This window comes from Salinimicrobium sp. TH3, assembly GCF_026676115.1.
In the GTDB taxonomy this organism is placed as follows: Bacteria; Bacteroidota; Bacteroidia; order Flavobacteriales; family Flavobacteriaceae; genus Salinimicrobium.
The window spans coordinates 222,735-237,084 of the sequence record NZ_JAPONB010000001.1; the positions used below are offsets into that span (position 1 = coordinate 222,735).

Genomic DNA, 14,350 nt, shown 5'->3' on the forward strand with positions numbered 1-14,350 from the left:
CTTAATTATGAGCTTACATAAAATATTAAAATATATAGCACTCGTTATCGGGGTTATTGGACTAATCCTTTGGGGAAGAGTTCTAATGGCCGGTGATGATGCTATAGAAAACTCGGCAGATGTACAGGCAAGTGTGGTAACTCCATTCCTGTATGTGGCATACTTAGTGTTTGCTATTATTGTGCTCCTGGTATTGTTCTATGTTATTAAAGGACTTTTTTCGGGTGACATTAAGAGAACACTAATTGCAGTTGGGGCCTTCATTCTGGTAGTGGCAATTGCTTACCTGCTTACTGACGGAACAGAAACTCAACTTAGTGACGGAACGATGTTATCGGCAAATGCAAACCACTGGGTAGGCGCAGGTTTAGTGACCTTCTATATGCTTGCAGGAATTGCAATTCTGTTGATGGTGGTTTCCGGAATCAGAAAATTAATAAAATAAATTAGCTATGGCCAGACGATCTACACCTGAAGTAAATGCCGGTTCATTGGCCGACATCGCCTTCTTGCTTTTGATCTTCTTCCTGGTGACAACAACTATTGAAACAGATAGCGGTATCAGCAGAAAGTTGCCTCCAATGCAGGATGAAAACGTGGAACCGCCAATTATCAAGGAAAAGAATATTTTCAAGGTAATTGTAAACCGAAATAATGATCTGTTAGTAGAAGATGAGCTAATGGAGCTTAAGGATCTTAGAGATGCCGCTGTTGCCTTTTTGGATAATGGTGGAGGAGTAGGACCGGAAGCCTGTACTTACTGTGAAGGTGCCGGAGATCCAACCTCTTCAGACAATCCTATAAAAGCAGTTATCATGCTTGTAAATGACAGGCAAACTGAATATGGTACCTATATTGCAGTTCAAAATGAATTGGTAGGAGCGTATAATGAGTTGCGTAACCGTTCGGCCCAAAGGTTGTATGGAAAATCCTTCGCTCAAATGGAGGCCGATTATGACAACATCAATTATACAGGAAACAAGGAAGCTTTGAAAGAACGCATTGAGGAAATAAGAGATATGTGGCCTCAAAAGCTTTCAGAAGCCGATCCTAAAAATTAATCGCGAAAATTAAAGAACTATGGCAAAATTCAATAAGAAAAAAGGCAGTGAACTGCCCGCGATAAATACATCAGCTCTGCCAGATATCGTTTTTATGCTTCTTTTCTTCTTCATGGTGGCAACAACAATGAGGGAGACTACATTAAAGGTGCAAAACGTACTTCCTTATGCAGACCAGGTAGAGAAACTTGATAAGAAGGATCTTGTAATGTATATCTATGCGGGTAAACCAAGCGCCAGATATCAACAAAGTTTTGGTACTGAATCCAGGATACAGTTGAATGATAACTTTGCTGAGGTTAGTGAGATCCAACAGTTCATTTATGCTGAAAGAGAAACTAAAAGAGAGGAACTTGTTCCTTTCCTTACAACCGCATTAAAGGTTGACCATGAAACCAATATGGGATTAGTGTCTGATATTAAAATGGAATTGAGAAAGGCTGAAGCCCTTAAGATCAACTACACCACCCGTACCGGTGATGCATCTCAAAACTTTGATTAAAATCTTTTTATAATCTTTTTAAGATCCCCTTTCTTCCGGAAAGGGGATTTTTTTTTGAATGCTGCTTTTCTTCGCGTTATCTTTGATCAAAATTCTTTCATGTACCGGTCGCAAAAATGGCTTTTTTTCGTTTTGTTTTTTTCTTCCTTTTTCCTTCAGGCTCAGGAAGAAAATGTAATTCCGACAGTGATAGACAGCCTGTATCGTGAGGACCAGGTGTATTTTAGTTTCACCTACAACATTGTTAGTGGGACGCCTTCAGAGATTAGGACTTCTCAGTTCTCAGGAGGTTTTCACACCGGCTTTATTAGGGATTTTCCGATTAATTCCCGGCGGAATGTTGCCCTTGGGCTTGGTCTTGGCTGGTCCATTGATACCTATGGGCACAACCTCTACGTAGGAGAAGCTGTGGAGGGGGAGGGAACCTATTTTGCAGTACTTGACCGGGATAGGGTAGATTTTAATACTAATCGGTTTACAACGCAGTCCATTGATTTACCAATTCAGTTTAGATGGCGTACCTCGACTCCAGAAAGTTATAAGTTTTGGCGTATCTACGCAGGTTTAAGACCTGGATATGTATATTACTTTCAGTCAAAATTTGTGCAGGATGGAAATACTTACAGGGAATCGGATGTACCGGAATTTGAGAAACTTAGATTAGGGGCAACTTTTACCTTTGGCTATAACACCTTTAACTTTTCTCTCTACTACAGTCTAAACTCTTTCTTCAAAGATGCGACAGTGAATAATGAGGACCTTGATCTAAGGACTTTTCAGTTGGGACTTACCTTCTATCTTTTATAACCACATAAAGGCGACTCCTACCTGGGGAAGGAAACCGAGAATTATCCCCAGACTTAATTCGGTGTAGGAATGTGCTTCATGATATAATCGCGAAGAGGCGGTGAGGCCCGTAATGGCAATCATAAAACTGATGGTGTAGACCAGGTTGAGATTAAAATGCAGGCTGAGAAATACAAGGAATAAGGTTAATCCTCCAAGTCCCATCATGTGGAGACTTACCTTAATTTTGGCAAGAAGAAATAGTAAAGCTAAGAGTGCAGACAGCATTATTCCCATGAAGAAGTAATATAATTCGGGGTAATCAAAAGTGTTTAGAACATATTTGAGCACTACAAAATCCAATACGGCATATAAGAACAGCGGCCATTTCCTTTCATGTATTTCTTTTAAATGGTGGTCATTAACCTTTTCAAGGGTTTTGAGCATGTATACAAAGACGATAGGAATGAAGATAGTCATGATGGCAACTGCCAAAAGCTTGGCTTTAATGACTTCTATTGGGAAAAATCGTGGTGTAACCAGGAAATATATTAAAGTTCCTGCAGAGGGCATCCAAATGGGGTGAAAAAGGTAGGATGCAGACTTAATAAGAAGCTTCATCAAATCTCTTTTCGAAGACGGGCAACGGGAATATCCAGTTGTTCTCTATATTTTGCTACAGTACGACGTGCAATTGGATAGCCCTTTTCCTTCAGCATTTTCGCCAGCTTCTCATCTGTTAGAGGTTTTCTCTTGTTTTCGTCTTCAATGGTCATCTCAAGGATCTTTTTGATCTCTTTGGTTGAAACATCTTCCCCCTGGTCGTTCTTCATGGATTCAGAAAAGAAATCTTTAATGAGCCTTGTTCCATAGGGAGTATCGACATATTTACTGTTCGCCACCCGGGAAACCGTAGAGACATCCATATCAATCTCGTCTGCAATATCTTTTAAGATCATGGGCCTTAGATTTCTTTCATCTCCAGTTAGAAAGAATTCCTTTTGGTAATTCATGATAGAGCTCATTGTTATAAACAGGGTAGTTTGTCGCTGTTTAATTGCTTCAATGAACCACTTTGCGGCATCCAGTTTTTGTTTTATGAACATTACCGCATCCTTCTGTGCCCGGCTTTTTTCTTTGGATTCCTTGTACCCTTTAAGCATCTCACTGTAATCTTTGGAGACGTGCATTTCTGGAGCATTTCGACCGTTAAGACTCAGTTCAAGTTCCCCATCCACTATCTTGATGGTAAAATCGGGAATTACATGTTCCACTGCACGGGTATTTCCAGCATAGGCACCCCCGGGTTTGGGGTTAAGATGTTCTATGACATCAATTGCATTCCTAAGTTCTTCCTCGGAAATATCGTGCTTGGAAAGCAATTTTTGGTAATGTTTCTTGCTGAATTGATCAAAAGACTTTTCAAGAATATCTGTAGCAAGACTTACTGCTCTTGTTTGCTCTTTTCGGTTCAACTGAATTAATAAACATTCCTGAAGATTCCTTGCACCAACCCCTGCAGGATCGAGTTCATGTACATATTTTAGTACTTTTTCAACAGTTTCCTCATCGGTATAAACATTTTGAGTGAAAGCGAGGTCATCAACAATGTCCTGAATAGATCTTCTTATATATCCGCTTTCATCCACGCTTCCTACCAAAAACTCGGCGATCTCTTCTTCAGATTCATTAAGCCTGAGAGTGCTGAGCTGGGTCCTTAAATACTGCGTAAAAGATGTTCCCGATGCATAGGGAACCTGCCTGTCTTCGTCATCTGCACTATAATTATTGGCCTGCAAACGGTAATTAGGAATTTCGTCATCGCTTAGATATTCATCTACATTAATGTCTGCCTCAATGGTCTCATTGCCCTGATCTTCATCCTGGTAGTCATCTGTTCCAAACTCCTCTTCGTACTCTTCATTATCTTCTTTCCCACCTTCAAGTGCGGGATTTTCTTCCATCTCCTGCTTAAGCCGTTGCTCAAAAGCCTGCGTAGGAAGCTGAATAAGCTTCATCAACTGGATTTGTTGAGGGGAAAGCTTTTGAGATAATTTTAGGTTTAACTGCTGTTTTAGCATATAGTTTCAGGCTTTTTATAAAAATAAAAAAAACAATCTACAAACGTAAACGAACGTAGATTGTTTATGAGTACTTTAGGATGTAAAAAGTTTTAGAATTCGGCGTTAAGCGGAGTTCTGGGGTATGGGATCACATCTCGAATGTTCCCCATTCCCGTGGCAAACTGCACCAATCTTTCAAATCCAAGTCCAAATCCACTGTGTACACAGGTTCCAAATCTACGGGTATCAAGATACCACCACAACTCTTCTTCATCAATATCAAGCGCCCGCATCTTTTGTTGTAGCACCTCAAGGCGTTCTTCCCGTTGTGAGCCACCAACGATCTCCCCAATACCTGGGAAAAGGATATCCATGGCCCGCACGGTCTTACCGTCTTCATTTAAACGCATATAAAAAGCTTTTATGTTGGCCGGATAATCAAAAAGTATCACCGGACATTTAAAATGCTTTTCTACGAGGTACCGCTCATGCTCACTTTGCAGGTCGGCTCCCCATTCTTCTATAATATAGTTAAATTTTTTCTTTTTGTTGGGCTTCGAATTCTTTAGGATGTCAATAGCTTCGGTGTAACTCACCCTTTTGAAGTTGTTTTCAATTACAAACTTCAGCTTTTCTGTAAGACTCATGGGGCTTCTTTCGGCTTCCGGTTTTACCTTGTCTTCATTGGCCTGGCGTTCTTCAAGAAATGCAAGATCGTCTTTGCAGTTGTCCAATACATATTTTAGAACGTACTTAATAAAATCTTCAGCTATGTCCATATTTCCTGCCAGGTCGCAAAAAGCCATTTCGGGCTCAACCATCCAGAATTCGGCCAGGTGACGGGAAGTATTGGAGTTTTCTGCTCTAAAAGTAGGTCCAAAAGTGTAGATCTGTCCAAGACCAAGAGCATAGGTCTCGCCCTCAAGCTGTCCAGAAACGGTGAGGTTGGTTTCCTTTCCGAAGAAATCTTCCTTGTAATTAATGGATCCATCTTCGTTACGTGGAACATTATCAAGATCAAAAGAAGTTACTTTGAACATTTCTCCGGCACCCTCAGCATCACTGCCGGTGATTATAGGGGTATTTACGTAATGAAAATTGTTTTGCTGGAAATAGCTGTGAATGGCAAAAGAAAGTTTAGACCTTAGTCTCATCACTGCCCCAAAAGTGTTTGTTCGTACCCTTAGGTGCGCTTGCTCCCTAAGTTTTTCAAGAGAATGCCTTTTAGGAGAGAGGATGGTAAGTTTAACTTCTTCGGGATCTGCATCTCCAAGAATTATTACAGAATTTGCCTGGATTTCAACTTTCTGTCCGCTGCCCTGGCTTTCTTCCAGGGTCCCGGTGACCTTTATCGCTGCCCCAACGGTGATGCGTTTAAGGGTATTCTCACTTAGTTTTTCGTAATCAACAACACATTGAAGGTTGTTGATGGTAGAGCCGTCATTGAGGGCGATAAAGCGGTTGCTCCTAAAGGAACGAACCCAGCCATTTACTTCTACTTCCTGTAAGTATTGAGTGCTTTCTAAAAGTTCTGCAACTTTTCCTGTGATCATCTTTTTCTATTTGGAGAGCAAAGATAATTTTTCCGCAATTGCCTTACAAGTAATTAAATAAAGGCCTTGACGAAAAACAGGTGTGGAAAATCACATTTTTGGGTCCTCTTTGCTGTAGATCTCTTCAGAATCTTCTTCCTCCGGAAAGATATTTATTGTAGGCTCCCGCAGTACATCTTCATTCGCAATTTCCTTCTGGAGGGATAGAAGTAGCGCCGGGAGTAGTAGCAAATTAGACAGCATGGCAAACAGCAGGGTAGCCGAAACCAATCCTCCAAGTGCTACTGTTCCCCCAAAACTGCTTATCATGAATACAGAGAAACCAAAAAACAGCACAATTGAAGTATAGAACATACTCACACCGGTCTCTCTCAAAGCAGCATAGACAGATCTTTTGACCTTCCAGTTGTTCGCTTTGAGTTCCTGCCGGTATTTTGCCAGGAAGTGGATGGTATCATCTACCGAGATCCCAAAGGCGATACTAAAAACCAGGATGGTGGAGGGTTTAATTGGAACTCCCAGGTAACCCATCATTCCTGCCGTCACCAGAAGAGGCAGGAGATTTGGAATTAGAGATACAAGTATCATTTTAAAGGAGCGGAACATCCATGCCATGATCAGGGCAATTAGGAAGATCGCGAGACTAAGGGAAATGATCAGGTTTTTAACCAGGTAATTTGTGCCTTTTTGAAAGATCAAAGCTTTACCTGTCATCTCTACAGAAAAACGATCTTCAGGAAAAATTTCCAGGATCTTTGGCCATAGATCTTCCTCAATCTCCTCCATTTCTTTGGTGCCAATATCTTTCATAAAGGTGGTCATCCTGGCATAACGGCCGGTACTATCCACAAAAGAAGTGAGCAAATTATCACCGGCAGCATCGAGCCCCTTGGCATAAGGAAGAATAAAGTTGCGTTCCTGGGAAGTGGGCAGCTGGTAATATTTTGGATTCCCATTGTAATAGGCCTGTTTCGAATACTTAACCAGGTTTACTATAGAAACGGGTGGGGAAAGCTGTTCTTCTTCGGCAATGAGCTCTTGAAGCTCATCCATTTTCCTTAGGGTAGGCAGTTTCATTACTCCCTGCTCCCGTTTGGTGTCTATCAATATTTCCAATGGCATAACACCATCGAACTCTTCTTCAAAGAATTTGATATCTTTAAAAAAGGCCGCCTCCTGTGGCATGTCTTCCAAAAGGCTTCCAGAAATCCTGATCGTATAGATACCAATAATGCTCGCTACCAGCAGCACAAGCGAGACAATGAAGATCCCAATGCGGTGATGCCTTACCATTTTTTCCATCCAGTCCACAAACCCGGCGATCCATCTTTTGTTCAGGTGTTTCAGGTGTTTTTCCCGGGGCACCTTCATGTAGCTGTAGATGATGGGAATGATAAGGAGGCTGAGGATGAAGATCGCAATGATATTTATAGAAGCCACGATCCCGAACTCTTTAAGCAAGGTACTTTCTGTAAGAATAAAAGTGGCAAATCCCGAAGCTGTCGTAAGATTGGTCATTAGAGTGGCATTTCCCACTTTGGTGATCACTCGTTGCAGCGACTTCGCCTGGTTCCCGTGCTTCTTTATCTCCTGCTGATATTTATTGATAAGGAAGATGCAATTTGGGATCCCAATTACAATGATCAACGGCGGGATGATCGCGGTAAGCACCGTGATCTCATAATGCAGTAGCCCCAGCACACCAAATGCCCACATCACGCCAATAACAACCGTGATCATGGAGATCACCGTAGCGCGAATACTCCTGAAGAAGAAGAAAAATATAAGGGAAGTGACTAAAAGTGCAGCTCCAATGAATAAACCTATCTCATCAATGATGTTCTGGGAATTAAGCGTGCGTATATAAGGCATTCCCGAGACGTAGACATTTAGCCCCTGTTCTGCTTCAAATTTTTCTACGAGGGGAATGAGGTCCTCTACTACAAAGGTTTTGCGTTTTCCTGTGTTGACGATCTCCTTGTCAAGATAAATTGCAGTTTGAACTGTATTGGAGTGCCTGCTGTAAACCAAACCTTCGTAAAAGGGCAAATCCTGGAATAATTCTTCCCGATACTCCCTTACCTCTTGGGTGTTGGGCTGGGGCTCGGTAACAAAAGGAACCATCTCAAACCTCCCTGGATCTTCAAATTTCTGAAGTTTCTGAAGGTTGCCAACTCCAACTGAGAATTCAACTTCAGGAAAACTATCCAGTTTTTCAGCCAAAGAATTCCAGGCCATGAAATTTTCAGGAGAAAATAAAGCAGAATCCTTAACGGCAAGTACAATTACATTGCCCTCTTCCCCAAACTTGTCCAAAAATTCCTGGTACTGCAAATTAATAGGGTCATCATCGGGCAGGAGGTTAGCTTCAGTAAAGGAAAATTTCATGTTCTTCCACTGCAAACCAAGAAAAATGGTCGCTGCAGCGATCAATATCAGGATAAGGATCCTGTTCCGAAGAATGGTGCGTGCAACCGTATTCCAGAACTCGAAGCCGAGAAATTTTGACATGGTAAAAAGTTGTTTTGCAAAGGTAGGAAAGCAAGGATATTTTTAGCGCAATAGCTGCCTTATAAATAGAGCAGAAAAAAGCGGCCAATAAAGCCGCTTTAGAAAAAGTAAAATTTTTTTGCCATTTTAGACTGTCATGATCTCTTTTTCCTTAACGGCCAAAATCTTATCTATCTTGTCAATATAAGTGTCTGTAAGTTCCTGAATTTCGGCTTCAGAAGACTTTTGAAGATCCTCAGAGATGTCCAGTTTTTTTATTTCCTGATTAGCATTCTTGCGATCGTTCCTAACCCCGATCTTGGCATCTTCGGCTTCGGCTTTGGCCTGCTTTGCAAGTTCACGGCGACGCTCCTCGGTCAAAGGTGGGACATTAATGATCACGCTGTCCCCGTTGTTCATTGGATTAAATCCCAAATTGGCCTGCATGATCCCTTTCTCAATAGCCTGGATCATATTTTTTTCAAAAGGTTGAATGGTGAGCGTACGGGCATCTGGAGTATTCACGTTGGCTACCTGATTTAGAGGTGTCTGGCTTCCATAGTAATCTACTCTTACGCTGCCAAGCATAGCCGGAGTCGCTTTTCCTGCTCTAATGTTTAATAACTGTTTCTCCAGGTGAAGAATGGCTTTATCCATTGCTTCCTTTGCACTATCAATAACAAAATCTAACTCGTCGTTCATTTCTAAAGGTTAATTTTAAAAACTATTTCAAATCTGGTATGCCTAAAAATTTACTTTGGTACCTATTTTTTCTCCGGTTACAACCTTTTCAAGGTTACCGGGTTTATTCATATCAAAAACAATAATAGGCAGCTTATTTTCCTGACTAAGGGTAAAAGCCGTCGTGTCCATAACTTTTAATCCTTTGGTAAGGACTTCGTCGAAGCTAATAAAGTCAAATTTAGTAGCCTTCTTATCAATTTCGGGGTCTGCAGAGTAAATCCCGTCTACACGTGTCCCTTTAAGGATCACATCGGCGTGAATTTCTATAGCCCTTAAAACGGCTGCGGAATCTGTAGTGAAATAAGGATTCCCTGTGCCACCACCAAAAATTACCACTCTCCCTTTTTCCAGGTGGCGCATTGCTTTTCTTCTAATGAAAGGCTCTGCTACTTCATTAATTTTTATGGCAGACTGTAGCCTCGTCTGGATGCCTGCATCTTCGAGAGCAGATTGCAATGCCAAACCATTTATTACCGTAGCCAGCATTCCCATGTGATCTCCAGTTACGCGATCCATACCACGACTGGCACCAGATACACCTCTAAAGATATTCCCGCCGCCAATAACTATGGCCACTTCAACTCCTCTTTCTGTAACTGCTTTTATTTCCTGTGCATACTCGGCTAGACGGAATGGATCAATTCCATACTGGCGATCGCCCATAAGTGCTTCGCCCGAAAGTTTAAGTAAGATTCTTTTATAGTGCATTTACGTGATTTGATGGGTTGTGCAAAACTAAGGAAATTATTAATGTTATGGAGGAGACAAAAAAGAATATTGAAGTAGCCCTGTGATGAGGGCTAAATTTTATACTTTTATTAACGGGATAAAAGTTTCCCTTTCAAAAATAAGCAATGAAGAAAATTATAATTCTTAAAGCATTTTTGGTGCTGGTCCTTTTTTGTTCGATCTCCTGTGATAAGGATGATTCTATAGAAAAAACCCTTCCGGGGGAATGGATCGAAGTGGAACCTGTAAGTGATCGCACTACACTTATTTTTTCATCACAGAACAGGCTAACAAGAATAGATGGAGAAGGCAATGAGGAAAATTACATTTTCGAAATTAAAGATGATGCCATTTTGTTAAGTCTGGCGAGTGGGCAGGAGGGAAGCAGTGAGCTGTTTTTCCAGAAGCTGGATCCGGGTAGATTTAGAATAGGAAATTTATATCCCTCTTTTCCCGAAGGCGAAGAGGTTATTATGACCTTTGAGAGACTATAGAAGCTTTCAAATCTCGCGGTTTGGAACTCAAATAAGGTTCTGGAAATAAAAAACCCGCTTCTGGAAGGAAGCGGGTTTTTATATGATTGAGCAAGTGCTTATCCAAGTGCAACTCTTTCGAAACCTACAACCTTAAGGTTGGCATCTTCAGACTTTACATATTCACCAACAGACATTTTGCTGTCTTTGATGAAATCCTGGTTAACAAGAGTATTGTCTTTAAAGAAACGTTTGATCTTTCCTTTTGCAATATTGTCAAGCATTTCTTCTGGCTTACCTTCCTGTCTTAATTGATCTTTAGCGATCTCGATCTCTTTTTCAATTACAGACTGGTCAACACCTTCTTCGTTAAGAGCAACAGGGTTCATTGCAGCTGCCTGCATAGAAACGTTTTTCGCAACTTCTTCGGCATTATCTGTCTTTGCAGAAAGTCCTGTAAGAACAGCGATCTTGTTACCGGCGTGGATGTAAGATCCTACGAAAGGAGCTTCTAGAGTCCTAAAGTCACCAATTTCGATCTTTTCACCAATAACCCCGGTTTGCTCAGTAAGTTTTTCCTGAACAGTAATTCCTTTATATTGCTTTCCAAGAAGTTCTTCTTTAGAAGAAGTTTCAAGGGCAAGATCTGCAAGATCCTGTGCGAACTGAACGAAAGAATCATTTTTTGCAACGAAGTCTGTTTCACAGTTAAGAGAAACGATCACACCTCTTGTGTTATCAGAATTTACTGTTGCAATCACAGCTCCTTCAGAAGATTCTCTGTCGGCACGGTTAGCAGCAACTTTTTGTCCTTTTTTACGAAGCACTTCAATAGCTTTATCGTAATCTCCTTCGGCTTCTACCAATGCTTTTTTGCAGTCCATCATTCCGGCACCGGTAGCTTGTCTTAGTTTATTTACTTCTGCGGCGGTTATCTTAGCCATAGTGTATAATGTTTTATATTAAAAGAATAAGTCGTTCAGTTAATTTCATAAGAAAGAAACCGAACGACTCATAGATTAACTTATGAAATTTCTATTCTTCCTCACCGTTAGTAGAACGAGCATCGGCTAAAGTCTCTTTCTTAGACTCTAGTTTCACGTCTTCCTGAGCTTCCTTCATGTCTTTTTTATCCTGTGGATCTGTAGACGGAACTTCAGTTTCTAATTTCGGCTTTCTTGGCTTAGGAGTTCTTTTTGGTTTGTCTTCTGTTTGATCTTCTTCTTTAGAATCTTTTCCAGAAGATTTTCTTTCAGAAAGACCTTCTACGATAGAATCGGCCATGTAAGAAACAACTTTACTAATTGATTTTGAAGCATCATCATTTGCAGGGATAACATAATCCACATCTCTTGGATCTGAATTGGTGTCGACCATAGCAAAAATTGGAATGTTTAATTTTTGAGCTTCTTTAATCGCGATGTGTTCACGAGTGATATCTACTACGAATAAAGCGGCCGGAAGGCGGCTCATTTCGGAAATAGAACCTAAGTTTTTCTCTAACTTAGCTCTTAAACGATCTACTTGTAAACGTTCTTTCTTAGAAAGTGTGTTGAAAGTACCGTCTTTCTTCATTCTATCGATAGAAGCCATTTTCTTAACAGCTTTACGAATAGTAACGAAGTTAGTCAACATACCACCAGGCCATCTTTCTGTGATGTAAGGCATGTTAGCTTTTTCGGCTTGTTCAGCAACAATTTCTTTTGCTTGTTTCTTGGTAGCTACGAAGAGTATTTTTCTACCACTGGCTGCAATTTTGCTAAGCGCGTCTCCGGCTTCCTGCATTTTAGCAGCACTCTTATAAAGGTTGATGATGTGAATCCCGTTGCGCTCCATGTATATGTAAGGCGCCATGTTTGGATTCCATCTTCTTGTGAGGTGACCAAAGTGTACACCTGCATCAAGTAATTCTTTTACTTCTACTTTGTTTGCCATTTTTGTAATAGTTTACGTTCTGTTGAGATAGCAACAATCAAGTGGCGATTTTAAAATCTGGCCTTGACCGTTTAGATGCTAAACTAACCACCGGCACTTCGACATGCTTAGTGTAAATTCCGGAGTAACAACAAAAATCTAATGATTTTAATGAACTTTTGGTGCTGTGAACACCAATAATATTAACGTTTAGAGAACTGGAATTTCTTACGAGCTTTCTTCTGACCGAATTTCTTACGTTCAACCATTCTTGGATCTCTTGTAAGTAAACCTTCTGGTTTAAGAGTAGCTCTGTTCTCAGCGTCCAATTCTACCATAGCTCTGGAAAGGGCAAGGCGAATAGCTTCTGCCTGTCCGGTAATTCCACCACCGTAAACATTTACTTTGATGTCAAAGCTTTCGTTGTTCCCGGTTAGATTCAGCGGCTGTCTTACTTTATACTGTAAGGTGCTGGTAGAGAAGTAATCCTTAACGTCTTTTTTGTTTACAGTGATGTTACCGCTTCCTGTAGAAACGTACACACGTGCAACTGCCGTTTTTCTACGGCCAATTTTGTGAATAACTTCCATTACTTAAGATCGTTTAAGTTAATAGTTTTTGGTTTTTGCGCCTGTAGGTCATGTTCTGATCCTGCAAAAACTCTTAGGTTACGGAAAAGATCTGCTCCAAGTTTGTTCTTTGGTAACATTCCTTTTACTGCATTTTCCACAAGTCTCTCTGGACCTTTAGTGAATAATTCCGTTGCAGTTAAACTTCTTTGACCCCCAGGATAGCCGGTGTGGCGAATGTACTCTTTAGAGTCCCATTTCTTTCCTGTTAAGTTGATCTTCTCGGCATTGATAACAATTACGTTATCACCACAATCAACGTGTGGGGTGAAATTAGCTTTTAACTTTCCTCTTAGTAGCTTTGCTACTACAGAAGAAAGGCGGCCAAGGGCCTGTCCTTCGGCATCAACAACAACCCACTCCTTATTTACAGTGGCTTTGTTGGCAGAAACCGTTTTGTAGCTTAATGTGTCCACACTAATTAAATTTACTTAATAATTAAACATTCCATTCCCTGCATAAAACAGGGGTGCAAATGTACAATTATAAATTTATATTACAAACGCCAGATTACTAATTTAATGGAGTAGAAGTTTCTGGTTTTCAGACCTGTTGTAAATGTCACCAGAATTTAGTTTTTCCAGCTTTGGAAATCTCTTCTTTTAAAGAAATTTAAGCCATTAATTTAGGTCCTTCACAATATCTAATAAGTTCTGATTGATCGATGAAATACACTTAATGTCGATTAAAGGGAAATAAGTGTTAAAGAATTATTAAATAAGATTTCTCTCTCTTACATTTGTACCCTCGAAATGAAGAACTTGACTATGAAAAGATTATTACTTAATGCAGTGGCGGGGATTATGCTGGCGCCACTTTTTACTGCCTGCTCAAAGGATAATGTGAACAGTGATGTTCAGGAATTAAATCTTACAGGAACCACTTCTATTCAGGAAGTCAATATTTTGGCAGCAGACCTCGTAGGAACATGGAACATGTACTCCATGACTTCAATGGAAAACACTGTAGATTTTGACCAGGATGGTAACAGGACTAATGACCTCCTGTTAGAAACCAATTGTTTCGATCCCATGTATTTTATATTTAAAGAGAATGGTGGGGTTGATACGCACCAGGCCAGATTATTTTTTAGCGAGGCTACCGGAATGTTCTCCTGTCAAACAACCGGCGATTATTCTGCAACCTATGAAATTGTAGATGGAAATGAACTCACCATTACATTTTCAATAGATGGACAGCAATACGTCGAGACCAGAACAATAAGCCTTTTTACCAAAGACAATTCCGAATTTCTAAAAGTAACCCTTACAAAAACTGAAACAAATGCTGCAGTTTATGTAGCGCCAGATCCCGGCAATACTGTGGCTTCAGAGATTCAAAAAATTGAAATGGTATATTTAAAACAATAACAACCTTTTTTGCCCCCTGAATGATCAAAACCTTCG

Annotated in this window: 16 protein-coding genes; 6 read left to right on the forward strand and 10 right to left on the reverse strand. The window is 40.5% G+C overall.

Annotated elements, in window-relative coordinates; translation table 11 throughout:
* The first annotated feature begins 7 nt into the window (after window positions 1–7).
* The 4 genes from OU683_RS00930 to OU683_RS00945 all read left to right on the forward strand — a co-directional run bounded on the left by OU683_RS00930 (window position 8) and on the right by OU683_RS00945 (window position 2,370).
* Window positions 8–445: a hypothetical protein gene (locus OU683_RS00930; protein WP_268134230.1), complete on the forward strand. Its 438-nt coding sequence runs from the start codon at window positions 8–10 to the stop codon at window positions 443–445.
* Between the two features lie 7 nt (window positions 446–452).
* Window positions 453–1,061, forward strand: a complete 609-nt coding sequence (locus OU683_RS00935) for an ExbD/TolR family protein (RefSeq protein WP_268134232.1) — start codon at window positions 453–455, stop codon at window positions 1,059–1,061.
* Between the two features lie 19 nt (window positions 1,062–1,080).
* Window positions 1,081–1,563, forward strand: a complete 483-nt coding sequence (locus OU683_RS00940) for an ExbD/TolR family protein (protein WP_268134234.1) — start codon at window positions 1,081–1,083, stop codon at window positions 1,561–1,563.
* 99 nt (window positions 1,564–1,662) lie between these two features.
* Complete coding sequence (locus OU683_RS00945; RefSeq protein ID WP_268134236.1) at window positions 1,663–2,370, forward strand: porin family protein; 708 nt, start codon at window positions 1,663–1,665, stop codon at window positions 2,368–2,370.
* Here OU683_RS00945 and OU683_RS00950 read toward each other — a convergent pair.
* The 6 genes from OU683_RS00950 to pyrH all read right to left on the reverse strand — a co-directional run bounded on the left by OU683_RS00950 (window position 2,365) and on the right by pyrH (window position 9,907).
* The gene (locus OU683_RS00950; protein WP_268134238.1) at window positions 2,365–2,970 is read right to left on the reverse strand and encodes a hypothetical protein; all 606 of its coding nucleotides are present in this window, start codon (window positions 2,968–2,970) and stop codon (window positions 2,365–2,367) included. The two genes, OU683_RS00945 and OU683_RS00950, sit on opposite strands and share 6 nt — an antisense overlap.
* The gene (gene rpoN / locus OU683_RS00955; RefSeq protein WP_268134240.1) at window positions 2,970–4,430 is read right to left on the reverse strand and encodes an RNA polymerase factor sigma-54; all 1,461 of its coding nucleotides are present in this window, start codon (window positions 4,428–4,430) and stop codon (window positions 2,970–2,972) included. Before rpoN ends, OU683_RS00950 begins: the two co-directional genes overlap by 1 nt.
* Window positions 4,431–4,522: 92 nt before the next feature.
* A complete protein-coding gene (gene asnS / locus OU683_RS00960; RefSeq protein WP_268134242.1) occupies window positions 4,523–5,965 on the reverse strand; it encodes an asparagine--tRNA ligase in 1,443 nt (480 codons plus the stop codon).
* Between the two features lie 90 nt (window positions 5,966–6,055).
* Window positions 6,056–8,476, reverse strand: coding sequence for an efflux RND transporter permease subunit (locus tag OU683_RS00965; protein ID WP_268134244.1), 2,421 nt, complete (start codon window positions 8,474–8,476; stop codon window positions 6,056–6,058).
* A 126-nt stretch (window positions 8,477–8,602) separates the two neighbouring features.
* A complete protein-coding gene (frr, locus tag OU683_RS00970; protein ID WP_268134246.1) occupies window positions 8,603–9,157 on the reverse strand; it encodes a ribosome recycling factor in 555 nt (184 codons plus the stop codon).
* A gap of 42 nt (window positions 9,158–9,199) precedes the next feature.
* The gene (pyrH, locus tag OU683_RS00975) at window positions 9,200–9,907 is read right to left on the reverse strand and encodes a UMP kinase (protein WP_268134248.1); all 708 of its coding nucleotides are present in this window, start codon (window positions 9,905–9,907) and stop codon (window positions 9,200–9,202) included.
* Window positions 9,908–10,053: 146 nt separating this feature from the next.
* Here pyrH and OU683_RS00980 point away from each other — a divergent pair, with 146 nt between their 5' ends.
* A complete protein-coding gene (locus OU683_RS00980) occupies window positions 10,054–10,422 on the forward strand; it encodes a hypothetical protein (RefSeq protein WP_268134250.1) in 369 nt (122 codons plus the stop codon).
* A 98-nt stretch (window positions 10,423–10,520) separates the two neighbouring features.
* Here the strand turns inward: OU683_RS00980 and tsf are convergent, their stop codons facing one another.
* The 4 genes from tsf to rplM all read right to left on the reverse strand — a co-directional run bounded on the left by tsf (window position 10,521) and on the right by rplM (window position 13,360).
* Window positions 10,521–11,345: a translation elongation factor Ts gene (tsf, locus tag OU683_RS00985; RefSeq protein WP_268134251.1), complete on the reverse strand. Its 825-nt coding sequence runs from the start codon at window positions 11,343–11,345 to the stop codon at window positions 10,521–10,523.
* A 91-nt stretch (window positions 11,346–11,436) separates the two neighbouring features.
* Window positions 11,437–12,336, reverse strand: coding sequence for a 30S ribosomal protein S2 (gene rpsB / locus OU683_RS00990; RefSeq protein WP_228914141.1), 900 nt, complete (start codon window positions 12,334–12,336; stop codon window positions 11,437–11,439).
* A gap of 182 nt (window positions 12,337–12,518) precedes the next feature.
* Window positions 12,519–12,905 (reverse strand): 30S ribosomal protein S9, encoded by a 387-nt coding sequence (rpsI, locus tag OU683_RS00995; protein ID WP_268134254.1) that lies wholly within the window; start codon window positions 12,903–12,905, stop codon window positions 12,519–12,521.
* Window positions 12,905–13,360 carry a 50S ribosomal protein L13 gene (rplM, locus tag OU683_RS01000; protein ID WP_268134256.1) on the reverse strand — a complete coding sequence of 152 codons (456 nt, stop codon included), beginning with the start codon at window positions 13,358–13,360 and terminating at the stop codon, window positions 12,905–12,907. Before rplM ends, rpsI begins: the two co-directional genes overlap by 1 nt.
* Before the next feature lie 351 nt (window positions 13,361–13,711).
* Between rplM and OU683_RS01005 the strand changes: the two genes are divergently transcribed.
* Complete coding sequence (locus OU683_RS01005; protein WP_268134258.1) at window positions 13,712–14,314, forward strand: lipocalin-like domain-containing protein; 603 nt, start codon at window positions 13,712–13,714, stop codon at window positions 14,312–14,314.
* Window positions 14,315–14,350 lie beyond the last annotated feature (36 nt).

Coding starts and splice junctions, on each gene's coding strand:
- OU683_RS00930 (WP_268134230.1), top strand. CDS start 8: ATGAGCTTACATAAAATATTAAAATATATAGCACTCGTTATCGGGGTT.
- OU683_RS00935 (WP_268134232.1), top strand. CDS start 453: ATGGCCAGACGATCTACACCTGAAGTAAATGCCGGTTCATTGGCCGAC.
- OU683_RS00940 (WP_268134234.1), top strand. CDS start 1,081: ATGGCAAAATTCAATAAGAAAAAAGGCAGTGAACTGCCCGCGATAAAT.
- OU683_RS00945 (WP_268134236.1), top strand. CDS start 1,663: ATGTACCGGTCGCAAAAATGGCTTTTTTTCGTTTTGTTTTTTTCTTCC.
- OU683_RS00950 (WP_268134238.1), bottom strand. CDS start 2,970: ATGAAGCTTCTTATTAAGTCTGCATCCTACCTTTTTCACCCCATTTGG.
- rpoN (WP_268134240.1), bottom strand. CDS start 4,430: ATGCTAAAACAGCAGTTAAACCTAAAATTATCTCAAAAGCTTTCCCCT.
- asnS (WP_268134242.1), bottom strand. CDS start 5,965: ATGATCACAGGAAAAGTTGCAGAACTTTTAGAAAGCACTCAATACTTA.
- OU683_RS00965 (WP_268134244.1), bottom strand. CDS start 8,476: ATGTCAAAATTTCTCGGCTTCGAGTTCTGGAATACGGTTGCACGCACC.
- frr (WP_268134246.1), bottom strand. CDS start 9,157: ATGAACGACGAGTTAGATTTTGTTATTGATAGTGCAAAGGAAGCAATG.
- pyrH (WP_268134248.1), bottom strand. CDS start 9,907: ATGCACTATAAAAGAATCTTACTTAAACTTTCGGGCGAAGCACTTATG.
- OU683_RS00980 (WP_268134250.1), top strand. CDS start 10,054: ATGAAGAAAATTATAATTCTTAAAGCATTTTTGGTGCTGGTCCTTTTT.
- tsf (WP_268134251.1), bottom strand. CDS start 11,345: ATGGCTAAGATAACCGCCGCAGAAGTAAATAAACTAAGACAAGCTACC.
- rpsB (WP_228914141.1), bottom strand. CDS start 12,336: ATGGCAAACAAAGTAGAAGTAAAAGAATTACTTGATGCAGGTGTACAC.
- rpsI (WP_268134254.1), bottom strand. CDS start 12,905: ATGGAAGTTATTCACAAAATTGGCCGTAGAAAAACGGCAGTTGCACGT.
- OU683_RS01005 (WP_268134258.1), top strand. CDS start 13,712: ATGAAAAGATTATTACTTAATGCAGTGGCGGGGATTATGCTGGCGCCA.